The sequence below is a fragment of the Actinophytocola sp. genome (assembly GCF_050699935.1).
Lineage (GTDB): Bacteria > Actinomycetota > Actinomycetes > Mycobacteriales > Pseudonocardiaceae > Actinophytocola.
Genome location: NZ_JBOHGB010000117.1, coordinates 1 through 22,702, shown reverse-complemented (window position 1 = coordinate 22,702; position 22,702 = coordinate 1). Strand labels below are relative to the sequence as shown.

Genomic DNA, 22,702 nt, shown 5'->3' with positions numbered 1-22,702 from the left:
TCATATGGCGCTGCTGGCAGAACAGCACACCCTACAACCCCACCCTGCACGCCGGCGCCCGTCAGCACCTCGATCAGCACGTCGCAGCCTGATTTCGATCTAAAGGTTGACACAAGGGGTGTCATGACGCCCCCCGCAGGACCGTCGCCTCGGTTTCCAGTGCGGCGACGTTCGGCTCGGGCGTGTCGCACGGAATCTCCCGCAGGTGGTGCATTCCGGTCGGCAGCCAGCAGTAGAAGTTCATCGCACGCAGCGGGGGAGAGTAGGCGTGGATGGACACCGTGGGCTCGGTGCCCACGTTCACCAGGTTGTGCAGGTAGTCGGCGTCGAATCCGACCGTGTCGCCGGCACGGTGCCGGCGGGTGCGTAACCGGGTTCCGTGCACGGCGCCGAAATCCTCGAGCAGCGAACCGTGGGCGACGGTGAACGCGCCGACGCTGCCGCCGTGGTCGTGCAGCAGCGTGTCCTGTCCGATGTCCCAGCAGATCAGCCACACCTCGACGGCGGCCTCGTCGGTACCGTCGAGCCGGAGCCGCGCGTAGAACCGCTCGGTGAGGTCGAATCGCACGGAATTCGACCAGCGGTCCGGAGAATTCGCAATTTCAGTGACCATCGTGTGCAGCTCGTCGGGCGATAAAGAATTGTGAGAATTCGCGGGAAACGACCGCACGGTGGAATGGCGATGCATAGCCACGAGACAAGCCCTTTCGCTTGGCACCCGCGGTGTCCCCGCTCGCCGGTCACTCGTTCCGACCTTCGAGTAAGGCCACCACGTGGTGTATCTCGCTCGAGCCGCCCGCCGCGCGGTCGACACGCGCACGTGTTCGCGCTGGCGCACTGCGGCACGGCCCGATGAGGCGCTAAGGTTAGCGCTCGCTGAAAGAATATCTGGTGGGGAGTCGGGGCACAACGGGCCGGGCCGCCGGTGAAGGGAATGGCGCCATGCGGATAACGAAGGCGCAGCGCAATGCCGTGGCCGAGCGGATCACGAGTCTCGAGCGGATGTTCTACGGGCGCGGTCCACGCAACGTCCAGGTGTCGGTCAGCGACGATGATCCGGTGAGCCTCATCGTGTTGTCGATCGACAGCCTGACCGTCGCCGACGCGGTGCTCGGCGAGCGTGGCCACCGCGAGGCGGTGATCCGCCACCACGAGGCGCTGCACGAGGCCACCCGGGCGGACTTCCTCGAGGCGGTGGAGAGCGTGGTCGGCGAGCAGGCCACCGCGTACCTAGCCCAGGTGCATCCGGACACCGGCAACGCGATCCGGGTCTTCGTCTTCTCCGAGCAGATGCACGAGGCCGAATAACGAGGTCGGGGACTGTCGGTGGGGTTGCCTAGTATCGGTCTCGACGACCGAAAGACCTCTCGCGGAGACGGCGAACCGGACATGACCACCACGGCGGAGCTCATCGGGCGGGACCACCCCGCCGGACTGCTGCGTGCCGAGATCGACCGCGCCGCGGAGAGCCACGGCGGGCTCGTGCTGGTCACCGGGGAGGCCGGGATCGGCAAGACCACGCTGGTCACCGATGCCATGGAGACCGCGCGTGGGGCCGGTTCGCTGGTGCTGTCCGGCACCTGCTGGGACTCCTCAGCCGCGCCCGGCTACTGGCCGTGGGTGCAGGTCATCCGCGCGTTACGCCGGCAGGTCGGGGCCGAGCAGTGGGCGATCATCGGGCCGGAGCTCGACCAGATGCTGGGGGAGAGCGGTCCGGCCGCGCCGGCGGACGGGTTCCAGGTCTACGACGCGGTCACCAGCGCGCTGGTGACGGTGGCGCAGTGGCAGCCGGTCATGATCGTGCTCGACGACCTGCACTGGGCCGACCCCGAGTCGGTGCGGTTGCTGGAGTTCGTCGCGAAGCACACCTGGTTCGAGCGGCTGCTGCTGGTGGGCACGTACCGCGACGTGGAGGTGGAGGGCACCGACCATCCGCTGGCGCCGCTGCTGCTGCCGCTGCTGGCCCGCGCCACCACAGTCACGCTCGCCGGCCTGGACTCGGCCGAGGTCGGCGCGCTGATGGCCCGCACCACGGGCGTCGTGCCGGACGACGAACTGGCCGCGGAGGTGCACCGGCGCACCGGCGGCAACCCGTTCTTCGTCGAGCAGACGGCCAGGCTCTGGCACGGCGGCAACGCGCTGACCACGGTCGCGCCGGGAGTGCGGGACGCGGTGCGCAAGCGGCTCGCGCTGCTGCCGCCGGCGGTGTCCACGCTGCTCACCGCCGCGGCGGTGCTCGGCCGGGAGTTCCACCGGCAGGTCCTGGCGGCCACGGTGGCGATCCCGACGGCCGTGGTCGACCGGATGCTGAGCGAGGCCGTCGCCGCGCGCTTGGTGGTCACCCTGGGCGAGGGCCGGTTCGCGTTCGCCCACGACCTGGTGCGCGAGACGCTGTACGAGTCGCTCGACGAGGAGGAGGCCCGCCGGCGGCACGCGGCGGTCGTCCGCGCGCTCGACCGGTCCCCGGCGCTGGCCGAGCGGATCTTCCCGGCCGACCGTGCTCATCACGGCTACCTCGCGGGCGGCGAGCTGGAGCCCGGCGTGGTCGTCGACCTGCTGACCGCGGCGGCCGAGGAAGCCCGCCGCCGGATGGCCACCGAGGAGATGATCGGGCACCTGCGCCGCGCGCGCGAACTCGTCCCGGACGACGATCCGCGGCGACCACGGATCAGCCTCGACCTCGGCGTGCAGCTCCACCACCGCAACCTTGCCGACGAGGCGCGGGCGGCGTTCCGCGAGGCCGGTGACGTGGCGCTGAAGCTCCCGGAGCCGGGCCCGCTCGTCAGGGTCGCGCTGACCCTGTGGGGTTTTCACGACGCGGGCGGCTCGCTGCGCGAGGAGCTCATGCGCGCGCTGCACGCGAGGTTGCTCGGCCCGGCCGGCGACAAGCCGCTGGACCGCTTGGCGCAGGAGGTGATCCTGCACGTGATCGCGCACGCCCGCAGCGACCACGACGACGACGCGCTGGTGCACAGCCTGTGGACCTGGCACGACACGATGTGGGAGCCGGGCAACGCCGCCGAGCGCCAGGCGCTCACCGACGAGTTGGTCTCGGTCGCGCGGCGCACCGGTGACGTCGAGATGGAGATGTACGCCACCTCGCTCGGCTGGGTGGCGGCCATCGAGCTGGGCGATCCGCGCTTCATCGACCGGCTCACCACGTTCGTCACGATGTCCGAGCGCGACCCGGTGCCCTCGATGCGGGCCGGCGCGTTCATCGACCAGAGCATCTTCGCCGCGCTGCAGGGGCGCTTCGACGAGTCGGCCGCGCTGCTCGAGCAGGCTTTCGAGATATTCCCGGCGGAGGCGGACCTCTACTTCTCCTACATGGGCCACCACCTTCGCTGGGGCCTGCTGACCCTGCAGCGCCGGTTCGACGAGCTGGCCGAGCTGCGCCGGCAGTCGCGAGAGCTGCGCTACCCGCATCCCACGCTGCTGGAGGGGATCAACGCCGCACAGCGCGGTGACGGCGAGACCGCGGCCCGGTGTTTGGCCGAGGTCGGCCCGGTCACGGGGCCGTACGCGTCGATGCTGTTCCGGTTGCGGGCGCACGTGGCGTTCCTGACCCGGGACGCCGACGAGTGCGCGCGGGCACGCGCGGAGCTGTCGCCGCTGCTGGGCGGGTGGCTGGTGGGCTGTACGGCTGCGACATCGGCGGCCCGGTGGCGTACTGGCTCGCCCTGGTCGACCTCGCGGAGTCCCGTGTGGACTCCGCCGAGGAGGGGTTCCGCGCGGCCGTTCGGTCGGCGGAGTCGCTGGGCGCCCGGACGTGGGTGGTGGAGGCGAAGCTCGGCCTGGCGCTGGTGTCGTCGGAGCCGATGGCCGCCGACCTGCGCGCGGAGGCGGCCGAGGAGGCGACCCGGCTGGGCATCCGCCACCACGCCGCGGACGGGTCGCCTTCCTTGCCCGCCAACGAGTTCCGGTTCACCGGCGAGGTCTGGTCGCTGGCGATGGCGGGCCGGACGGTACACGTGCCGGACGCGAAGGGCCTGCGCGACCTGCACCTGCTGCTTTCCTCGCCCGGCACGGAGATCCCGGCGACCCGCCTGCTGAACCCGGCGGGCGGCGAGGAGGCGGTGGCCGCGGCGACCCTGTCCGGCGACGAGGTCCTGGATGTCCAGGCCCGGTCGGCCTACCGCCGCCGACTGTCCGAACTGGACGAACAGATCGACGACGCCACGGCCGCGGGCAACGATACGAAGGCGGCCCGGCTGGACGTGGAACGCGAGGCCCTGCTGACCGAGCTCCGCGCGGCGGCCGGCCTGGGCAACCGCCACCGCCGCCTGGGCGATGAGGCGGAACGCGCCCGCAAGGCGGTGACGGCCCGCATCCGCGACACCCTCCGCAAACTCGACGACCGGCATCCGGAGCTGGCCGCCCACCTACGCGAGTCCGTCTCCACCGGCACCACCTGCTGCTACCGACCCATCACCGCCACGTCCTGGCGCCTGTAGCCGGAGAACCTCCCGGGTCACCGGGTCATCAGCACCGAGCACGTTCAGACAGGTCCAGACGAAAACGTCGACATTCTCCTGACCACGCCGCGTTCGTGCCGGGTGAAATCCGCCGCCGCCGATGTCCGTGAGGAGCTGGCGGGCAATACGCTCGACGCCTTGCTCTCGTCCGAGATGGTCGTACCAGTCGTCCAACAGTGCCCTGAACAGTGAACGTGCTTGTGCGTGGTCGCCCGCCATCGCGGTCCATTGGACCAAGCACGCTCGCGTGAGGAACAGGTGTGGGTGGGAGGCGCCGAGAATGCGCCTCCTGTCCTCGACGAGGTGCCGGAAGAGGTCGGCCGCCTCGGCATGGCGCCCGGCGCACCCGTTGAACTTGGCGATCAACGTTCTCACCTGCAGCACGCGTGGGCTGTCGACTCCCAACACACGCGCGTAGTCGTGCCGCAACGGTTCGAGGAGCCGAAGAGCGTCCTCGACGTCCTGCTCCGCGACGGCGGTGCAGATGTAGTGGCGCGTGAGCAGGGTGTCGTGGTGGTCGTGTCCCAGCACTCGCTCGTGATCCCCGAGAGTTCTTTGCAAGAGGTCGAGCGCTCTTGTGTGGTCACCGGAATAGCACACACTGTAGGCATACAAGCGACGTGCTCTCAGCGTGTTCTGGTGATCAGCACCCCATACGTCGTCGAGGTCGGGAATGAGCGCTGCGAGAATCTCGGCGGCGCGTATCGGGTCATGGCCATTGCTCAGGCATTCACCGACGGTCAGCCGCAGGCGGAGAGTGGCCGGATGACGGGAGCCGAGTTCTTCCTCCCGTCGTTCGAGCGTGTTGGTCAGTGCGTCGACGGCGAACTCCGCCTTGTTCATGGCGGCCGCGAACGCCATCGAGACGTCGGCGTCCGGGATGTTGTGGTCGGCCGCTTTCCGGTACGCCACGGCGGCGACCTCGTGTTGGAAGCGCGTCATCGCGGCGTCGCCGATGTCGACCGCCCGCCGTGGGCTCGCGTCAGCGATGAGCCGGTCCCACGTCGTTCTGGGCACGACGCCGAGGCCGGGCAGATCGATGAGATAGTCGAAGGCGAGATAGCGGTCGGCATCGTCGGCGGGCAGCAGCAGGCTACTGGTGCCGTGGCTCGGGGTGGTGGCCCATTCGACGGCCTCGTCGAGGGGCTCCGGGCGGAGCAGCGGCCCACCCTGTTCGGCGAGATAGTGCTCGGAAAGGCTTGCTATCAGGTCGATGTGCAGTGGTGTGTGGATGCCCGCACGCCGGCAGTCGACGGCCGCGGCGACGAGCGCGGCACCCCGCGGATGAGCACCCTGCCGCCACGCGTTGCGCCAGTCCTGCGCGAGCTGTGGGCCGGCCGCGAGGAGTTCCGCCAGGCCGAAGGTGCTCGTCTTGTCCAGGGCCAGCGCGATGCGCGGATCGTCGGTGAACTCGCGAGCCCGGTCCAGTTCCTCGATGCTCCAACGACGTCCGAGCTCCACGGTGGTCGCCAACTCCAACACATCGCGTGCCTCGCGCCACGATTCCCGTTCGATACCCGTCTGCTCGCGTTCTTCGCGCGCGCTGAACCGGTCGAACTCGGCACTGCGCAATGTCGCGATCACCAACGTCTGCCGGGCCCGATCATCGAGGAACCTGGCGAGGATGGCGGTGGTCAGACCGCCACTGCCCAGAAAGCGCTCCAGGTCGTCCAGCCACACGACGACCCGTCGTTGCTCCATCACGACGGGTACGACCGCGGACAGCGCCTCCCGGCCGGCGGGTGCGATGAGGACATGGTCGGGGAGCGTCGCACGGATCGCCTCGTACGCGGCGCGGGTCTTGCCGGCCGTGGAGTCGCCGGTGAGCAGGACGAAACCACCACGGGCGACGGCTTCGCGCAGGGTCGCCTGGATATCTCGGGGAACATAGGGTGGCACCCGGTCGATGCCCGATGTCCCGTCCGCCGTTTTCCGGATGACGCTGGCCGGATGCACCCTCAGCACAAGAGGATCGTTGAAGTCCCGTACCCGTCGTAGGCGGCCGGCGGAATTCGTGCCCACCAGCTGACTGGGAAGCGCCACCTTGTGCTCCGCCCGCTTGTCCAGCAACTCCTTGATACGCGCGCTCGTCGTGCCGAAAATGGCGGCCGCGAGGCTCGAACCGATCGCCGCCGCCGCGGGCCCAGGTAGCCATATCGCCGACGCGGCGCCGGCCCCCGCGCCCAGAACCATCGACGCTGCCAGCAGTGTCCACGTCGTGCGCCGATCCGTCCGCCACCTCGAACGCACGACAGGAAACCTCCGCTCAGAACGCAGACCATGGCGATCACCACGAATTCTGCCGTGAGAAGCGGAGATTATGGGTATCCGGTATCGAACAATTCGATCAATGCGCGGGCGGCGGGGCCTTCTCGCGTCAAGAAGGCCCCGCCGTCACCCCCGGCCCTACTTCCGGTTGTACAGCCGCATCGTCAGCGAGCCGAAGATCGCGATCAGCGCCACGCTCGCGACCAGCACCCACGTGATCTCGCCGGCGTCCGGTGAGCCCTGCATGAGCCCGCGTACCGCCGCCACCAGGTGCGTGATCGGGTTGATCTCCACGAACGCCCGCAGCCAGCCCGGCATGGTCTCCGGCTCGACGAAGACGTTCGACAGGAACGTCAGCGGGAACATCACCATCATGCTGACCCCCATCACCGACTTCTCCGACCGCAGGAACAGGCCGAACATCGTCCACACCCACGAGAACGCGAACGAGAACGCCACCAGCAGCACGATGCCGAGCACGACCCCGACGAACCCGCCGGCGGGGCGGAAGCCCAGGACCAGGCCCACCCCGAGGATGACCGTCGCCGCGGTGACATAGCGGAACACGTCGCCGAAGAGGGCGCCCACGAGCGCCGACGGGCGCCACACGGGCAGCGTCCGGAACCGGTCGAACACGCCCTTCTCGATGTCCTGGTTCACGCCGAGACCGGTGTACATGGTGATCATCACGACGCTGGTCACCATGATGCCCGGCAGCAGGAACTGCAGGTACTCGGTCACCGAACCGGCCAGCGCGCCGCCGAACAGGTAGGTGAACATCAACGTCATGATGATCGGGAACGCCGTCACGTCGAACATCTGCTCCGGCACGTGCTTGATCTTGAGCATCGCGCGCCAGCCGAACGTCAACGACGCGGACCACGCACTGGGTCTCGTCGGCGCCTCGCCGGCGGCGAGCACCGCGTTCAGGCTCTCCGCGGCGGGCGTGTAGGTGCTGACACTGGTTTCGGTCGTCATGGTCATGCCGCAACCTCCTCGGACTCGGTGGCGGGGTGGTCGGTCAGGGCCAGGAACACCTCGTCGAGGGTCGGCTGGCCGAGTGCGAAGTTGTCGACGGTGATGCCGGCCGCCGCGAGCTCGGCCAGCGCCCGGGACGCCTGCTCGGCGGCCTCGCGGTCGGTGTCGTCGCCGGACAGCTGCGCGGTGAGCGCGACCGGGTCCGCGTCGAACCGCACGCCGGTGCCGAGCACGGTGGTGAGCACCTGGTGCGCGGCCCCGCGCTGGCGGGCGTCGCGCAACCGAACGTGGATCGAGCCGGCGCCGACCGACGCCTTCAGCTCGCCCGTCGTGCCCTCCGCGATCACCTTGCCGTGGTCGATGACCGCGAGCCGGGACACGAGCTGATCGGCCTCGTCGAGGTACTGCGTGGTCAGCAGCACCGTGGTGCCCTGCGCGACGATGATGCGCACGATGTCCCAGACCTGGTTACGGCTGCGCGGGTCGAGCCCGGTCGTCGGCTCGTCGAGGAACAGCACGTCCGGCGTCTTGATGATGCTCGCCGCGATGTCGATGCGCCGCCGCATGCCGCCGGAGTAGTTCTTCACCTGCCTGTCCGCGGCGTCGGTCAGCCCGAACGCCTCGAGCAGCTGCGCCGAGCGCTCCCGCGCGGCCGGCTTGCGGTGGCCGAGCAGCCGGCCGAGCAGCACGAGGTTCTCCATGCCGGTCAGGTCCTCGTCCACCGACGCGTACTGCCCGGTCAGGCTGACCAGGCTCCGTACGGCGTCGGCCTCGCGGACCACGTCGTGCCCGAAGACCCGCGCCTCGCCGCCGTCCGGGCGCAGCAGCGTCGCGAGCACCTTCACCGCGGTGGTCTTGCCCGCGCCGTTGGGCCCCAGGAACCCGTACACGGAGCCGGCCGGGATCGCGAGGTCGACGCCGTCCACCGCGCGTGTCTTGCCGAACACCTTGACCAGGCCGGATGTTTCGATCGCCAGATCACTCATGAGTTCTTCCCCTCTCGGTCTTCTCGTTCAGGCTATGTAGGGATGGGCCGCGCGTGCGTCCCGCAGTGCGCGCGCCCACCAGACGAGCTGGTCGAGCATCGTCGTGACGGCGAGCTCGTCTCGGTCGTCGTGCCCCCGCATCAGGTCGATCCCGACCTCGTCGCGTACGGCCATCGTGTGCAGCTCGGCGAACACCACCCGCAGCGCCTGGACCGCGTAGTGCCCGCGGCCGCGGCACCCGTAGGCCACGAAGCCGACCGGCTTGGCGTGCCACTCGTCGTAGGCGTAGTCGATGGCCTGCTTGAGCGAGGCCGGGAAGCTGCGGTTGTACTCGGGGGTGACGACCACGAAGCCGTCGGCGTGGTCGATCGCCGTCGTGAACGCCGTCATCTGCGTGGTCGTCTCCTCCGGGTAGTGTTGCGGAAAGTCGAAGTCGGCCAGGTCGAGCACGTCGAGATCGAGGTCGCCGCACCGCTCGGCGCGGCCGACGAACCATCGGGCGATCGTGTCCCCGACACGTCCCTGCCGGGTACTGCCGACGATCACCGCGATCCGCAGGCGTGCGTCCATCCGTACCTCCAAGTGCTGACACCGGGCAGGCGCGAGATGGCCGCTAGGTCCGATCTAGCGGATCGCTCGATCTGGTCTGATGTCACACGCGAAGGAGATCATGCGAACCAGGGAGGACCACGTGCCCGTAACCGCCGACGATCTGGACGAGGCGTTCGACTGTGTGGCCGGTGGGTTACGGCCCGCTGTCGGCCGGGACTGGCGGTCCGCCGTCGGTACCGGGATCTGGACCGCTCGGGCGACGGCCGAGCATGTCGGCGACTGCCTGCTGGCGTATGCCGCGCAGCTCATCGTCCAGCCGACGGACCGGTACGTGCCCTTCGCCGCCGAGGCGAGGGACACGCGGGCGGCCGACCTGCTGGAGCTCGTCCGGGCCGGTGCCGGCATCCTCGCCGCGACCGTGCGGGCGACGGGGTCGGACGTGCGTGCCTACCACCCGTCGGGCCTGGCGGACGCCGAGGGGTTCGCCGGCATGGGCTGCGTGGAGCTCCTCGTGCACGGTGAGGACGTGGCCCGCGGTCTGCACCTGGCCCTCGATCCGCCGCGCGAGGTGTGCGAGCGCGTGCTCGCGCGGATGTTCCCGGAGCAGGCGGCGGACGTCGAGGGCGCCGACCCGTGGGACGGGCTGCTGTGGGCCACCGGCCGGATCGAGCTGCCCGACCAGGAGCGGCGCACCTCGTGGCGCTGGCGGGCCGCCCCACTGGAGTGATGTCTGGTGCCACCCAACGGAACCTCAGGGGACCGTGACGCCACCCAGCCGCAATCAACCGACTAACCGCACCATCCGCCGGAACGCAACCAACACGTCTAATCCCGGGGAGGCGGACTGGTCACCTGCTCGTTCAGCAGGTCGGCCAGGGCGCTGACCACTCGCAGCGTCGGGGCGGCGGCGCCGGTCAGGTCGGCTAGTTCGACGACGGCCTTGAGGATGACGTCCAGCTCCAGCGGCTTGCCCTTCTCGAGGTCCTGCAGCGTGGACGTCTTGTGCTCGCCGGCGCGCTCGGCACCCGCGAGGCGGCGGTCGATGGAGATCTCCGGGTGGGCGCCGAGGCGGGTGGCGACCTCGAGGGTCTCCCGCATCATCTGGATCACCAGCTCGCGGGTGGTCAGATGGCGGCAGATGCCGGCCATGGTGGCGCGGGTCAGCGCGCTGATGGGGTTGAACGCGATGTTCCCCATCAGCTTGAGCCAGATGTCCTTGCGCAGGTCGGGTTCGACCGGGCACTTCAGGCCGCCAGCGATCATGGCCTCGGAGAACGACGTGCACCGCGCGGAGATCTCACCGGTCGGCTCGCCGATCGAGAAGCGCGTGCCCTCCAGGTGCCGGATCACGCCGGGGGAGGAGATCTCGGTCGCCGCGTACACGACGCAACCGATCGCGCGCTCGACCGGAAGGGCCGCGCTCACGGTGCCGTCGGGGTCGACGCTGTCGATGCGGTAACCGGCGTACTCGCCGTCGACGCCGTGGAAGTACCACCACGGGATGCCGTTCTGCGCGGCGATGATCGTCGTGCGGTCGTGCAGCAGCGGCTTGACCATCGGGCCCGCGTCGGCGTATCGGTTCGCCTTCAAGCCAAGGAAGACGTGGTCGACCGGGCCCACCTCGGTCGGGTCGTCGGTCGCGTGTGGATGGGCCGTGAAGTCTCCGCGCGGGCTGTGGACACGCACGCCCGACTCGCGGATCTTCTCCAGGTGGGGACCTCTGGCGACGAGGTGCACGTCGATCCCGGCTCGGTGCAGGGCGGCACCGACGTACGCGCCGATGGCCCCGGCCCCAAGAACAGCGACTCTCACCGGCAAGCTCCGTTCTTGTGCACACTTCGTATGCAGCATACAGTATGAGATGTCATTCGACGGTAGCCGCGAGCGGTGTGAACGACAAGAGCTAGACCGAGACGCCGGCCATCATTAAGGTCATACGGTATGCAGTATGCGCCACCTGATTCATGGATGGATGACACGAGGAGATGACCAGGCAGATGGCTTCATCGGTCGAGACGACCACATCGAGCGAGCCAGCGAGCGCCAGTTCGGTCGCGGTACCAGCCGAGAACCAACCCGAGTTGATCTCCGGTGGTCACCTGGTGGCCAAGGCGTTGAAGGCCGAGGGCGTGGACGTGATCTTCACGCTCTGCGGCGGGCACATCATCGACATCTACGACGGCTGCGTGGACGAGGGCATCGACGTGATCGACGTCCGCCACGAGCAGGTCGCCGCGCACGCGGCCGACGGCTACGCGCGCGTCACCGGGAAGCCGGGCTGCGCGGTCGTGACCGCTGGCCCGGGCACCACGGACGCGGTCACCGGGGTCGCGAACGCACTGCGCGCGGAGAGCCCCATGCTGCTGATCGGCGGCCAGGGCGCGCTCTCCCAGCACAAGATGGGCTCGCTGCAGGACCTGCCGCACGTGGACCTGATGAGCCCGATCACCAAGTTCGCCGCCACCGTGCCGAGCACCGAGCGCGTCGCGGACCTGGTGTCGATGGCTTTCCGCGAGTGCTTCCTCGGCGCGCCCGGCCCGTCGTTCCTCGAGATCCCGCGCGACATCCTCGACGCGAAGGTCCCGGTGGAGCGGGTGCGCATCCCGAAGGCCGGCTCGTACCGCGCGTCCACCCGGTCGGCCGGCGACCCGGCGGCGATCGAGGGGCTCGCCGACCTGGTCGTCGGTGCCGAGAAGCCGTGCGTGCTGCTCGGCAGCCAGGTGTGGACCACGCGGGGCACGGACGCGGCGATCGAGTTCGTCCGCACGCTGGGCGTGCCGGCGTTCATGAACGGATCCGGCCGCGGCACGCTGCCCCCGAAGGACCCGCACCACCTTCAGCTCGCCCGCCGCTACGCGTTCCAGAACGCCGACCTGATCATCATCGTCGGCACGCCGTTCGACTTCCGGATGGGCTACGGCAAGCGGCTCTCGCAGGACGCCACGGTCGTCCAGATCGACCTGGACTACCGCACGGTCGGCAAGAACCGCGACATCGACCTCGGCATCGTCGGCGACGCGGGCGCGGTGCTCGCCGCGGTCACCCAGGCCGCGTCCGGCCGGATGGACAACGGCTCGGTCGCGCGCAAGGCGTGGCTGGAGGAGCTGCGTACCGTCGAGACGCAGGCCTACGAGAAGCGGCTGCCCCGCCAGCACTCGGACGCCTCCCCGATCGACCCGTACCGGCTGGTGCACGAGATCAACGAGTTCCTCACCGAGGACTCCATCTACATCGGCGACGGCGGCGACATCGTCACCTTCTCCGGTCAGGTCGTGCAGCCGAAGTCGCCCGGGCACTGGATGGACCCGGGTCCACTCGGGACACTCGGGGTCGGCGTGCCGTTCGTGATGGCGGCGAAGTACGCGCGGCCGGAGAAGGAGGTCGTCGCCCTCTTCGGGGACGGTGCCTTCTCGCTGACCGGCTTCGACTTCGAGACGCTGGTCCGGTTCAACCTGCCGTTCGTCGGCATCGTGGGCAACAACTCGTCGATGAACCAGATCCGCTACGGCCAGATCCAGAAGTACGGCGCGGACCGCGGCCGGGTGGGCAACACGCTCGGCGACGTGCGCTACGACGAGTTCGCCCGGATGCTCGGCGGCTACGGCGAGGAGGTCCGCGACCCCGCCGACATCCGTCCCGCGCTCGAGCGTGCCCGGGAGAGCGGCCTGCCTTCTCTGATCAACGTCTGGGTCGATCCCGAGGTCTACGCGCCCGGGACGATGAACCAGACCATGTACAAGTGAGCAAAGGGGATCCGTCGATGGGAAAGGCACTCGAGGGCGTGCGGGTCCTCGACATGACCCATGTCCAGTCCGGGCCGTCGTGCACCCAGATCCTGGCGTGGCTCGGCGCGGACGTGGTCAAGATCGAGGCCCCGGCCGGGGACATCACCCGCAGGCAGCTCCGTGATCTGCCCGATGTGGACAGTCTGTACTTCACGATGCTGAACTGCAACAAGCGCAGCATCACGCTGAACATGAAGTCGGACAAGGGCAAAGAGCTATTCACCGAGATGGTGAAGGAGTTCGACATCCTCGCGGAGAACTTCGGTCCCGGCGCGATCGACCGCATGGGCTTCTCCTGGGAGCGGCTGCAGGAGATCAACCCCAGACTCGTCTACGCCTCCATCAAGGGCTTCGGTGAGGGGCCCTACACTCACTTCAAGGCCTACGAGGTGGTCGCGCAGGCGATGGGCGGCTCGATGTCGACCACCGGCTTCGAGGACGGCCCGCCGCTCGCGACCGGCGCGCAGATCGGCGACTCGGGTACCGGCATCCATACCGTGGCCGGCATCCTCGCCGCGCTCTACCAGCGTGAGCGCACCGGCCGCGGCCAGCGGGTGACGGTCGCCATGCAGCACGCGGTGCTCAACCTGTGCCGGGTGAAGCTGCGCGACCAGCAGCGGCTGACCCACGGCCCACTCGACGAGTACCCCAACCGCGAGTTCGGCGAGGCGGTGCCGCGGTCGGGCAACGCGTCCGGCGGCGGGCAGCCCGGCTGGGCGGTCCGCTGCGCGCCCGGCGGGCCGAACGACTACATCTACGTGATCGTCCAGCCGGTGGGCTGGGGGCCGATCACGAGGCTGATCGGCCGCCCGGAGCTCGCCGACGATCCCGAGTGGAACACGCCGGACGCCCGGCTGTCCAAGTTGGACAAAATGTTCCAGATGATCGAGGACTGGTCGATCGAGCACGGCAAGTGGGACGTGCTGGCGAAGCTCAACGAGGACAACATCCCCTGTGGCCCGATCCTGTCCACGAAGGAGATCATCGAGGACGACTCGCTGGTGGACAACGAGATGGTCGTCAGGGTGGACCACCCGGAGCGTGGCGAGTTCGCCACGGTCGGCATGCCGATCAAGCTGTCCGACTCGCCGGCGGAGGTCCGGCGTTCCCCGCTGCTCGGCGAGCACAACCACGACATCTACGGCAGCGAGCTCGGCCTGGGTGACGACGAGCTCGCCGAGCTCAAGGCGAACGGGGTGATCTGACCTGATGTCCGATGTAGACAAGAGTGTCGTCCGCGAGGTCCTGGACGAGGTCCGCGCCGAGGGCAGGGACTCGCTCACCGCACCCGAGGGCAAGCGGGTCTGCGACGCGTACGGGATCCCCACCCCACGCGAAGGGCTCGCCGCGACGGCCGAGGAGGCGGCCCGGATCGCCGAGGAGATCGGCCGGCCGGTCGCCTGCAAGATCGTCTCGCCGGACATCCTGCACAAGACAGATGCGGGCGGGGTGATCGTCGGCGTGTCCGGCGGCGACGCCGCGCGCGAGGCGTTCGGGAAGATCGTCGCCAACGCCAAGGCGTACCGGGAGTCGGCGTCGATCCTCGGCGTCCAGGTGCAGGAGATGGTCGGTGGCGGCCAGGAGGTGATCGTCGGCGCGACCACCGACGGCACGTTCGGCAAGGTGGTCGCGTTCGGGCTCGGCGGCGTGCTCGTCGAGGTGCTGCGGGACGTGACGTTCCGGCTCGCGCCACTCGACGCGGCCGAGGCGAGGTCGATGGTCACCGGCATCAAGGCCGCCGAGGTGCTGCGGGGCGCCCGCGGTGCGGAACGGGTCGACCTCGACGCGCTCGCCGAGGTGATCCGGCGGGTGTCCACACTGGTCACCGACTTCCCGGAGATCAGCGAGTTCGACCTGAACCCGGTGTTCGCCTCGGCGAGCGGGGCGACCGCGGCCGACGTGCGGATCCTGCTGGCGACCGGCGAGCGGTCCGAGCCCGTGCGCTACGGCCAGGACGAGATCCTGCGCGTGATGGACCGGCTGATGAACCCGCGGTCGGTGGCCGTGATCGGCGCCTCCGGCCAGGCCGGCAAGATCGGCAACTCGGTGATGAGGAATCTCGTGGGCGGCGGGTACGCGGGGGAGATCTACCCGATCAACCCGAAGGCCGAGTCCATCATGGACCGCAAGGCCTACGAGTCGATCGGCGACGTGCCCGGGGAGGTGGACGTCGCGGTGTTCGCCGTGCCGGCCAAATTCGTGCCGGCCGCGCTCACCGAGTGCGGTGAGAAGGGCGTCGCGGCCGCGGTGATGATCCCGTCGGGGTTCGCCGAGACCGGCAACACGGAGCTGCAGGACGAGGTTGTCGGCATCGCGAACCGGTACGGCATCCGGATGCTCGGGCCCAACATCTACGGCTACTACTACACGCCGCAGAACCTGTGCGCGACGTTCTGCACGCCGTACGACGTGCGGGGCGGGGTGGCGCTCACCTCGCAGTCGGGCGGCATCGGGATGGCGATCCTGGGCTTCGCCCGCACCACGAAGATGGGTGTCTCGGCCATTGTCGGGCTCGGCAACAAGTCCGATGTGGACGAAGACGACCTGCTCACGTTCTTCGAGCAGGACGACAACACGCAGTGCGTGGCGATGCACCTGGAGGACCTCAAGGACGGCCGGGCGTTCGTCGAGGCCGCCCAGCGGATGACGAAGAAGAAGCCGGTCATCGTGCTGAAGGCCGGCCGAACGGCGATGGGTGCCCGGGCGGCGAGCTCGCACACCGGCGCGCTCGCCGGCGACGACAAGGTCTACGACGACATCCTGCGGCAGGCGGGCGTGGTCCGGGCGCCCGGCCTCAACGAGATGCTCGAGTACGCCCGCGGCCTGCCGATCCTGCCGACTCCGAAGGGAGAGAACGTCGTCATCATCACGGGTGCGGGTGGCTCGGGCGTGCTGCTCTCGGACGCGTGCGTCGCAGAGGGACTGTCCCTGATGGACATTCCGCCGGATCTGGACGAGGCGTTCCGAGCGTTCATCCCGCCGTTCGGCGCGGCGGGCAACCCGATCGACATCACCGGCGGTGAGCCACCGTCGACGTACGAGGCGACCATCCGCCTTGGCCTGGAGGACCCGCGCATCCACGCGCTGATCCTGGGCTACTGGCACACGATCGTCACGCCGCCGATGGTGTTCGCCGAGCTGACCGCCAAGGTCCTCGCCGAGGCGCGGGCCAAGGGGATCGACAAGCCGGTGGTGGCGTCGTTGGCCGGCGACACCGAGGTCGAGCAGGCGAGCGAGTACCTGTTCGAGCACCGGGTGATCGCCTATCCCTACACCACCGAGCGGCCGGTCGCGGTCCTCGGTGCGAAGTACCGGTGGGCGCGGGCCGCCGGCCTGGTGGACGGCTGAGCGGAGCCGCCGACCGAGAAGCGAGTGGGGTGGCCGCCGGGACGGGATCGGCGGTCACCAGCAGGGGTCGACAGGCGAAGGCGGAACCGAACACTGGAGGTCCAATGGTGGATTCTCACAATCCTCCCGCCGCGGGCAGTACTGTCGCGGATGAGGAACGGGTATGGCGGGCGGGCAAGCTCGAGCCGATGCCCATTCGACCGCTACCGGACGCGCCCCCGTCCATTCACCTGCTGGGCCCGACCGTCTTCCTGCTCGCGCTCGGCGTGGGCATGGGCGAGTCGTACATGTGGCCCAGGTTGGTGCTGGTCTTCGGCCCGGAGATCCGGTGGCTGTTCCTGATCGGCGTCACCCTGCAGGCCGTGGTGATGCTCGAGATGTCACGTTACGCGATGGCCACCGGGGAGAGCATCTTCAACGGCGCGGCACGCGTGTTCAAACCGTTGATGTGGTTCTTCTTCGTCACGGCGATCCTGGTCTACATGTGGCCGGGTCACCTGTCCGCCGGTGCCAATGCGTTCGAGCAGTTGACCGGCATTCCGTGGGTCCTGACCGCGTGCGTGGTGTTGATCCTGGTCGGGATCCTGTTCAGCATGGCCAGTGTCATCTACGACGTCGTGGAGAAGATTCTCGGGTTCCTGATCGGCATTCTGGTGATCGGCTCCGCGGTCATCGCCTCGCTCGCCGGAACCTGGGCCGACCTCGGCTCGACGCTGGGCGGCATGTTCGCGTTCGGCTACATCCCGGACGACATGATGTCCGCGGCGTGGTTCCCGATCGTGGTCGGCTCGATCGCGTTCGCCGGGCCGTCCGGCATGCAGCAGATGTGGTACACGTTGCACCTGCGTGAGTCCGGCGCCGGCATGGGCGCGCACGTCCCGAAGATTCGCGGCCTGCGCACGGCCAAGGAACAGGAGCGGATACCGGCGCACGGGTTCATGTTCGACACGTCGAACCCCGACGAGATGGCGAAGTGGCGCGGCTGGCGCAAGTGGATTACGTTCGACGCGTTTCTGCTGTTCTGGGGCATCACGATGCTGGTGACGGTCTCGTTCACGGTGCTCGCCCAGTCCGCCGCGCGGCAGAACCCGAATGTCAAGGACATCATCGAGGACGGTGACCGGTCGGCGGCGCTCGCCGCGATGTCCGACTCGTTCGCCGTCGTCGGTGGCTCGATGCTCGGCGGGTTGTTCTTCGCGTTCATCGCGCTGATCGGGTTGAACGCGACGCTCGGCCTGTTCGACTCGTTCTCCCGTGGTCAGGCGGACATGACCTACTTCCACTTCCCAGGTGCGCGGAAGATCAAGATGTCCCACCTGTACGCGGGGTTCCTGTGGGGCGTGATCACGTTCGGCATTCTCATCCTGAACTTCGGCCCGGCCGACGGTCCGGAGGGCGTGCTGGACATCCTGGCGTTCATCTCCACGTTCGCCATGGGTGCCTATTGCGTGGTCCTGCTGCTCGTGAACAACCGGATGCTGCCGAAACCCATCCGACCGAGGTGGTGGTCGAACGCGATCATCGGGTTCGGCGCGGTGTTCTACCTGGGCATGCTGTTCTTCTGCCTGGTCCAGTACGGCGTCGTGGTGAGCTAGGGAATGAGTGAGATGCGCCTCTACCGCCTGTTACTGCTCACTCTGCCCGGGCTCGCAGTGGGGTTCGTCGCCGGCGTCTTCGCCGGTGGGCTGGCCGCGTTCGTCGGCCAGCCCACCGGCTGGGCGCTGGTGTCCGCGATCTCGCTCGGTGTGCCCCTCGCGCTCGCGGGTGGCGGGTACACGCTGCTGCTGATCAACGAGCGGGTTCGCCTCGGCGGGTTCGCGCCGGCCGCGCTGTACTGGCTGGTCGCCTTCCCGCTGTGCCGGCTGCTGCACGAGGTCCTGACGAAGCTGCTGATCACCGGCGAGGTCGGCGTGCCGCCGGACCTGCTGGGGTTCCTCGCCTACCAGGGGATCGTCAGCGCCGGTTTCGCCATCGGGTTCCTGTGGTTGCACGAGCGGCTCGCCCCTCGCTGGTGGCAGCGCCTGGCCCAGCGCGACGAGGTGGCCGAGCGGGTCTACCTGCGCTACGCCGAGCACGCGCGTGCCGTGTTCGAGGCCAAGGAGCGGCGCAAGGCGGTCGCGGACCGCTATCGCGCCACTCGCAAGGCGACTCACACCCGCTAGAGAGACGAAGGATGCGTTGAGTGCCCGTCGATGCACCATTGATAATCGTGGTGCATCGACGAGGCCCGCGCGCGCGGGCGAAAGGTAGGCGATGAACGTCCCCCTCTGGTTGTGGCTGGTCACCGGTGTCGGCCTGACGGCCATCATCTGCGCAGACTTCTACTTCATCTCGCGTAACCCGCGCGATCCCTCGCTCAAGGAATGCACGGCGTGGATCACGGGCTACGTCGCCCTCGCTGTCGTCTTCGGACTCGGCATCGTCCTGTTCGAGGGCCCGCGGTTCGGCGGGGAGTTCTTCGCTGGCTGGATCACCGAGTACTCACTGTCGGTCGACAACCTGTTCGTCTTCGTGATCATCATGGCGAGCTTCGCGGTGCCCAGGCAGTTCCGGCAGAAGGTGCTCTCGATCGGCATCGTGATCGCACTGCTCATGCGCGCCATGTTCATCGTCATCGGCTACCAGGCGATCAGCAGGTTCGACTGGCTGTTCTACGTCTTCGGCGCGTTCCTCGTCTACACCGCGTGGAAGCTCGTCGTGCACGGCGACGACGACGAGGAGGAGTTCAAGGAGAACCCGATGCTCCGGCTGGCCAAGCGGGTCCTGCCGGCGACCGAGAAGTACGACGGGGCGGCCATCACCACGAAGGTGGACGGGCGCCGGCTGGTGACGCCGATGTTGATCGTGATGGTCGCGATCGGCACGACCGACCTGCTGTTCGCGCTCGACTCGATCCCCGCGATCTTCGGGCTCACCAAGGAGCCGTACCTGGTGCTCACGGCGAACGCGTTCGCGCTGATGGGCCTGCGGCAGCTGTTCTTCCTGATCGGCGGGCTGCTGGACCGGCTGGTGTACCTGTCGGCCGGGCTCGCCGTCGTGCTCGGGTTCATCGGCGTCAAGCTGGTGCTCGAGGCACTGCACCACGACGGTGTCGCGTGGGCCCCGGAGATCCCGATCCTGGTCTCGCTCGGGATCATCGTCGGCACGCTCGCGGTCACGACGGTCGCCAGCCTGATCAAGGTTCGCCACGACCGGGACCGGGAGCTCGACGAGGTGTCCGAGGAGCGGTCCACGGCCGAGGTCGACTGAGCCGGAACGCGGTGGACCGGGCCACCCGTCTGGTGACCCGGTCCACCGGAACGTCGGGACTCGCCCGTCCTCGGGCTACCCGGAGGTCGGGACCTGCCGGTCGTCTGCGGCCTCGTGGCGCAGGTAGTCCTCGACGGTGCGGGTGGCCCGCTCCCGCTGCTTCGCCATGGCGGTGGCCAGGCCGAGGCCGAGCGTCCGGCCGTCGGCGTTCCAGCCGCGCGGAGAGCTGGTGAGGGCCTCGATGAACTCTCGCCAGGTACGCATCGCTGTCACCTCCTGTGGGTCATGGTTCTCGGTTACCCGTGCCGGTTCGCGCTAGACCGAGGGGGTCGTCACACGTTCGCCGGTGGCGTTGTGGCGCGGGTAGTCATCGACGGTTTGGTTGCCTTCACCTCCTTTGTGCGGGCAGCACAGTTACCCCGTGGTCGCGGCGGTGCGACGGGCAGGGTTCGTGGTCGAGGCGGCAGCGGCCGCCTCATGGATGGTCGGTGTCGCTCAGCCCCGGGTCGGGCGCCGGCGCCGGCGTCGGGCGGGCAGCTCGATCAGCTGCTGGTCGTCCTCGCCGTCGGCGGCGCGCTGCTCGAGGTAGGACTTCCGGGTCCGCTCGGTGTGTTCGTGCATGATGCGGGCGGCGCCGTCCGCGTCCCCGTTCTCGATCGCGTCGATCAGCTCGGCGTGCTCCTGCCAGGACTGCTTGCCGCGCTGCCGGGCGATCGGGGTGTAGTACCAGCGGACCCTGCGGTCCACCTGCGTGGCGAAGTCCAGCAGAACCTGGTTGCCGGACAGCTCGGTCACACAGCGGTGCACGGCGGCGTTGAGCGCGACCGCGGCGTCCACGTCGTCCTTGGCCAGCGCGTCCACGCCCTGCCGGTTGAGCTCACGCAGCCGCGCGACCCCGTCGGCGTCCGCGTGCTGGGCGGCCAGGCGTGCGGCCTCGCTCTCCAGCAGCGCGCGGACCGCGAGCAGCTGGTCGGCTTCGTCCTGCGTCGGGGCGTGGACGAACGCGCCGTAGCCGGGGCGCAGGTCCACCCAGCCCTCGTTGTTGAGCCACTGCAGCGCCTCGCGCACGGGCTGGCGGGAGACGCCGAGCATCTGGGCCAGCTCGCTCTCGACGAGGTGTTGACCGGGAGCCAGCCGCCGAGAGATGATCAGCTCCTGCATCGCCTGGTAGACGTGCTCCCGCAGGGGGACTGGGCGATCGATCCGGCGAGCCGCCAGCTCCTTGGGCAACTCGGTCGGCATGGTGGACTCCAACAGGCTCGGCTCGGAACATTGTTCGTTGTCTACAGCATACAACGCTGCCGATGTCCGATTATGCCGTTGGTGAGCACCTTCACAGCGAGTGACGAAGGCCGGTCAACGCCTGGCCGTACGGGTCAGGGGGTGACCTGCCGCGGCGGCAACCCGGGCAGGAACCGGCCCGGCTGGCGTAGCTTCAGGCACAGCGCACCGGAGGCGATCGCGAGGACGCACGCCAGCATGAACACCACCGGATAGCTCCACTCCGTCACCATGATCGCGGCGATGCCGACGCCGAGCACCCCGCCGAACGCCTTCGCCGAGTACACCGCCGCGTGCGTCTGCCGCGCGCCCGGGCTCTGGTCCCCGAAGTACTCCCGCGCGAGGCTCGCGAACAGCGGGTAGAACGCCCCGCCGCCGGCACCGGCCAGCAGGGACGCCAGCAGCAGGATCGCCACCGAGCCGGTCGTCGCCGCGCTCGCCAGGCACAGCTGGCCGATGCCGAGGCCGGCCAGGACCCAGCCCAGCGTCCGCGTCCGGCCGACCTGGTCCGACACCCGGATCGCGAGCGCGCGCCCGGCGCCGTTCGTGCCCAGCAGCAGGCCGGTGCCGGCGGCGACGACCACGAGCGGCATGTCGATGTGTGCCCCGAGCGTCGCCAGGAACGTGATGTCGAACAGCGAGACCGCGCTGGCGCAGAACAGGATCAGGTACATCAGCGGCGCCACGCCCGTCCGCATCGCCTCGCGCGGCGAGTACTGGCGCACCGCGCTCATCCGGCGCCCGTCGAGCGCCCACTCGCGCGGGTCGACCTCCGGCGGCCACCAGTTCGCCGGCGGGTCACGCAGCACGACGCCGGCCGCGAACACCACGAGGAAGATCACCAGCGCGCTCACCACGAGCATCGGCACCAGCGGCCCACCGTCCACAGTGAACAGATAGGCGACGGCGAACGGCACCGAGCCGTACGCGAACGCGCCAGTCGCCACGCTCACCTTCGCCGCCGTCCGCTCCGGGAACCATTTGGCCACAGTGGACGAACAGGTCGCGTAGACCAGCCCCGCGCCCGTACCGCTCAGCACCGAGTAGCCGGCCACGGCCACGGGGAACGAGCCCTGGGCGAGCGACAGCGGGCCGAGCAGCAGGAGCACCGCCCCCGCGACCATCGCGCTGCGCGGCCCGATCCGGCCCCGCTCGCGCAGGAACGCCACCGGGAAGCCGGCGCCCGCCTGGCACACCGTCCACAGTGCCAGCAGCCAGAACACGTTCACCGGCGCCCAGCCGCGCTCGGTTAGCGCCGGGGCCAGCGAACCGAACCCGTACTGCAGGATGCCGATCGTCGCCATGGCGGCCCAGGGCAGCCACAGCATCCATTCCCTGCGCCGGCCGAGCAGTTCCTCCGCGGTCGGGCCGACGACGTATCGGCGGCCGAGAAAGTCGAGCGTTGAGGTGCTCATCGCTGCCTCCGGGGTCGGTGTTCGCTGGACAAGAAGCTCCATACTGCATACAGTCTACAACATGTATGGCCCCGGTCACAGCCCCGCGAAAAGGAGGTCGGGCGCGTGGATCTGTACGAGTACCAGGCAAAAGACCTGTTCACACGGCACGGCGTGCCCGTGGGACCCGGGCAGCTGGTCGTCACGGACGCCGAGTCCGCCGCCGCGGCGGCGGGCGAGCTCGGTCTCCCGGTGGTGATCAAGGCGCAGGTGAAGACCGGCGGTCGGGGCAAGGCCGGTGGTGTGAAGCTGGCTGGTGACGCGGCTGAGGCGTGGGTGAGGGCGGAGGCGATTCTCGGCCTGGACATTAAGGGTCATGTGGTTCG

At 69.1% G+C, this 22,702-nt stretch carries 20 protein-coding genes; 11 read left to right on the top strand and 9 right to left on the bottom strand.

The genetic code is table 11. The features are described from left to right. Window positions 1–121: 121 nt before the first annotated feature. Window positions 122–688, bottom strand: coding sequence for a cysteine dioxygenase (locus ACRDTB_RS28390; RefSeq protein ID WP_431435214.1), 567 nt, complete (start codon window positions 686–688; stop codon window positions 122–124). 254 nt (window positions 689–942) lie between these two features. On the opposite strand from ACRDTB_RS28390, the gene ACRDTB_RS28385 reads away from it, so the two are divergent. The 3 genes from ACRDTB_RS28385 (at window position 943) to ACRDTB_RS28375 (ending at window position 4,454) form a co-directional block, all read left to right on the top strand. After that, window positions 943–1,308, top strand: a complete 366-nt coding sequence (locus tag ACRDTB_RS28385; RefSeq protein WP_431435212.1) for a Na-translocating system protein MpsC family protein — start codon at window positions 943–945, stop codon at window positions 1,306–1,308. A gap of 81 nt (window positions 1,309–1,389) precedes the next feature. Next, window positions 1,390–4,053 carry an ATP-binding protein gene (locus ACRDTB_RS28380; protein WP_431435210.1) on the top strand — a complete coding sequence of 888 codons (2,664 nt, stop codon included), beginning with the start codon at window positions 1,390–1,392 and terminating at the stop codon, window positions 4,051–4,053. Beyond that, window positions 3,972–4,454, top strand: a complete 483-nt coding sequence (locus ACRDTB_RS28375) for a hypothetical protein (RefSeq protein ID WP_431435209.1) — start codon at window positions 3,972–3,974, stop codon at window positions 4,452–4,454. Before ACRDTB_RS28380 ends, ACRDTB_RS28375 begins: the two co-directional genes overlap by 82 nt. Here the strand turns inward: ACRDTB_RS28375 and ACRDTB_RS28370 are convergent. The 4 genes from ACRDTB_RS28370 to ACRDTB_RS28355 form a co-directional block, all read right to left on the bottom strand. Continuing rightward, window positions 4,383–6,668, bottom strand: coding sequence for a tetratricopeptide repeat protein (locus ACRDTB_RS28370; protein ID WP_431435207.1), 2,286 nt, complete (start codon window positions 6,666–6,668; stop codon window positions 4,383–4,385). The two genes, ACRDTB_RS28375 and ACRDTB_RS28370, sit on opposite strands and share 72 nt — an antisense overlap. A 213-nt stretch (window positions 6,669–6,881) precedes the next feature. After that, window positions 6,882–7,727: an ABC transporter permease gene (locus ACRDTB_RS28365; protein WP_431435205.1), complete on the bottom strand. Its 846-nt coding sequence runs from the start codon at window positions 7,725–7,727 to the stop codon at window positions 6,882–6,884. Then, window positions 7,724–8,707 carry an ATP-binding cassette domain-containing protein gene (locus ACRDTB_RS28360; RefSeq protein ID WP_431435203.1) on the bottom strand — a complete coding sequence of 328 codons (984 nt, stop codon included), beginning with the start codon at window positions 8,705–8,707 and terminating at the stop codon, window positions 7,724–7,726. The genes ACRDTB_RS28365 and ACRDTB_RS28360 overlap by 4 nt, the downstream gene beginning before the upstream one ends. Before the next feature lie 27 nt (window positions 8,708–8,734). Next, complete coding sequence (locus tag ACRDTB_RS28355) at window positions 8,735–9,277, bottom strand: NADPH-dependent FMN reductase (protein ID WP_431435202.1); 543 nt, start codon at window positions 9,275–9,277, stop codon at window positions 8,735–8,737. A gap of 100 nt (window positions 9,278–9,377) precedes the next feature. On the opposite strand from ACRDTB_RS28355, the gene ACRDTB_RS28350 reads away from it, so the two are divergent. After that, window positions 9,378–9,986 carry a maleylpyruvate isomerase N-terminal domain-containing protein gene (locus tag ACRDTB_RS28350; RefSeq protein WP_431435200.1) on the top strand — a complete coding sequence of 203 codons (609 nt, stop codon included), beginning with the start codon at window positions 9,378–9,380 and terminating at the stop codon, window positions 9,984–9,986. A gap of 98 nt (window positions 9,987–10,084) precedes the next feature. On the opposite strand, the gene ACRDTB_RS28345 is transcribed toward ACRDTB_RS28350, so the two are convergent. Continuing rightward, complete coding sequence (locus tag ACRDTB_RS28345; protein WP_431435198.1) at window positions 10,085–11,071, bottom strand: 2-dehydropantoate 2-reductase; 987 nt, start codon at window positions 11,069–11,071, stop codon at window positions 10,085–10,087. A 185-nt stretch (window positions 11,072–11,256) separates the two neighbouring features. Here ACRDTB_RS28345 and ACRDTB_RS28340 point away from each other — a divergent pair, with 185 nt between their 5' ends. The 6 genes from ACRDTB_RS28340 to ACRDTB_RS28315 all read left to right on the top strand — a co-directional run bounded on the left by ACRDTB_RS28340 (window position 11,257) and on the right by ACRDTB_RS28315 (window position 19,641). Continuing rightward, a complete protein-coding gene (locus tag ACRDTB_RS28340) occupies window positions 11,257–13,002 on the top strand; it encodes a thiamine pyrophosphate-binding protein (RefSeq protein WP_431435196.1) in 1,746 nt (581 codons plus the stop codon). Window positions 13,003–13,019: 17 nt separating this feature from the next. Then, complete coding sequence (gene frc / locus ACRDTB_RS28335; RefSeq protein ID WP_431435195.1) at window positions 13,020–14,249, top strand: formyl-CoA transferase; 1,230 nt, start codon at window positions 13,020–13,022, stop codon at window positions 14,247–14,249. Between the two features lie 4 nt (window positions 14,250–14,253). Next, entirely contained in the window at window positions 14,254–16,392 is a 2,139-nt protein-coding gene (locus tag ACRDTB_RS28330; protein WP_431435193.1) for an acetate--CoA ligase family protein, read from the top strand. Window positions 16,393–16,580: 188 nt separating this feature from the next. Next, window positions 16,581–17,987, top strand: coding sequence for an Nramp family divalent metal transporter (locus tag ACRDTB_RS28325; RefSeq protein WP_431435191.1), 1,407 nt, complete (start codon window positions 16,581–16,583; stop codon window positions 17,985–17,987). Window positions 17,988–17,990: 3 nt separating this feature from the next. Continuing rightward, a complete protein-coding gene (locus tag ACRDTB_RS28320; protein ID WP_431435190.1) occupies window positions 17,991–18,554 on the top strand; it encodes a hypothetical protein in 564 nt (187 codons plus the stop codon). A gap of 91 nt (window positions 18,555–18,645) precedes the next feature. Then, complete coding sequence (locus ACRDTB_RS28315; RefSeq protein ID WP_431435189.1) at window positions 18,646–19,641, top strand: TerC family protein; 996 nt, start codon at window positions 18,646–18,648, stop codon at window positions 19,639–19,641. A 75-nt stretch (window positions 19,642–19,716) separates the two neighbouring features. Here the strand turns inward: ACRDTB_RS28315 and ACRDTB_RS28310 are convergent, their stop codons facing one another. The 3 genes from ACRDTB_RS28310 to ACRDTB_RS28300 form a co-directional block, all read right to left on the bottom strand. Next, window positions 19,717–19,905: a hypothetical protein gene (locus ACRDTB_RS28310; RefSeq protein ID WP_431435188.1), complete on the bottom strand. Its 189-nt coding sequence runs from the start codon at window positions 19,903–19,905 to the stop codon at window positions 19,717–19,719. A 231-nt stretch (window positions 19,906–20,136) separates the two neighbouring features. Next, window positions 20,137–20,883, bottom strand: a complete 747-nt coding sequence (locus ACRDTB_RS28305) for a GntR family transcriptional regulator (RefSeq protein ID WP_431435186.1) — start codon at window positions 20,881–20,883, stop codon at window positions 20,137–20,139. A 134-nt stretch (window positions 20,884–21,017) separates the two neighbouring features. Next, on the bottom strand, window positions 21,018–22,337 hold the full coding sequence (locus tag ACRDTB_RS28300) for an MFS transporter (protein ID WP_431435184.1): 1,320 nt from the start codon (window positions 22,335–22,337) through the stop codon (window positions 21,018–21,020). A 105-nt stretch (window positions 22,338–22,442) separates the two neighbouring features. Here ACRDTB_RS28300 and ACRDTB_RS28295 point away from each other — a divergent pair. After that, window positions 22,443–22,702, top strand: a 260-nt coding sequence (locus tag ACRDTB_RS28295) for an ATP-grasp domain-containing protein (protein ID WP_431435182.1), incomplete at its 3' end; no start/stop codon positions are given.

Bases quoted from the DNA above. Each gene is read 5' to 3' on its own strand.
- ACRDTB_RS28355 (WP_431435202.1), bottom strand. From the start codon at position 9,277: ATGGACGCACGCCTGCGGATCGCGGTGATCGTCGGCAGTACCCGGCAG.
- ACRDTB_RS28365 (WP_431435205.1), bottom strand. From the start codon at position 7,727: ATGACCATGACGACCGAAACCAGTGTCAGCACCTACACGCCCGCCGCG.
- ACRDTB_RS28360 (WP_431435203.1), bottom strand. From the start codon at position 8,707: ATGAGTGATCTGGCGATCGAAACATCCGGCCTGGTCAAGGTGTTCGGC.
- ACRDTB_RS28320 (WP_431435190.1), top strand. From the start codon at position 17,991: ATGAGTGAGATGCGCCTCTACCGCCTGTTACTGCTCACTCTGCCCGGG.
- ACRDTB_RS28380 (WP_431435210.1), top strand. From the start codon at position 1,390: ATGACCACCACGGCGGAGCTCATCGGGCGGGACCACCCCGCCGGACTG.
- ACRDTB_RS28350 (WP_431435200.1), top strand. From the start codon at position 9,378: ATGCGAACCAGGGAGGACCACGTGCCCGTAACCGCCGACGATCTGGAC.
- ACRDTB_RS28305 (WP_431435186.1), bottom strand. From the start codon at position 20,883: ATGCCGACCGAGTTGCCCAAGGAGCTGGCGGCTCGCCGGATCGATCGC.
- ACRDTB_RS28300 (WP_431435184.1), bottom strand. From the start codon at position 22,337: ATGAGCACCTCAACGCTCGACTTTCTCGGCCGCCGATACGTCGTCGGC.
- ACRDTB_RS28390 (WP_431435214.1), bottom strand. From the start codon at position 688: ATGCATCGCCATTCCACCGTGCGGTCGTTTCCCGCGAATTCTCACAAT.
- ACRDTB_RS28370 (WP_431435207.1), bottom strand. From the start codon at position 6,668: ATGGTTCTGGGCGCGGGGGCCGGCGCCGCGTCGGCGATATGGCTACCT.
- ACRDTB_RS28315 (WP_431435189.1), top strand. From the start codon at position 18,646: ATGAACGTCCCCCTCTGGTTGTGGCTGGTCACCGGTGTCGGCCTGACG.
- frc (WP_431435195.1), top strand. From the start codon at position 13,020: ATGGGAAAGGCACTCGAGGGCGTGCGGGTCCTCGACATGACCCATGTC.
- ACRDTB_RS28340 (WP_431435196.1), top strand. From the start codon at position 11,257: ATGGCTTCATCGGTCGAGACGACCACATCGAGCGAGCCAGCGAGCGCC.
- ACRDTB_RS28330 (WP_431435193.1), top strand. From the start codon at position 14,254: ATGTCCGATGTAGACAAGAGTGTCGTCCGCGAGGTCCTGGACGAGGTC.
- ACRDTB_RS28325 (WP_431435191.1), top strand. From the start codon at position 16,581: ATGCCCATTCGACCGCTACCGGACGCGCCCCCGTCCATTCACCTGCTG.
- ACRDTB_RS28385 (WP_431435212.1), top strand. From the start codon at position 943: ATGCGGATAACGAAGGCGCAGCGCAATGCCGTGGCCGAGCGGATCACG.
- ACRDTB_RS28310 (WP_431435188.1), bottom strand. From the start codon at position 19,905: ATGCGTACCTGGCGAGAGTTCATCGAGGCCCTCACCAGCTCTCCGCGC.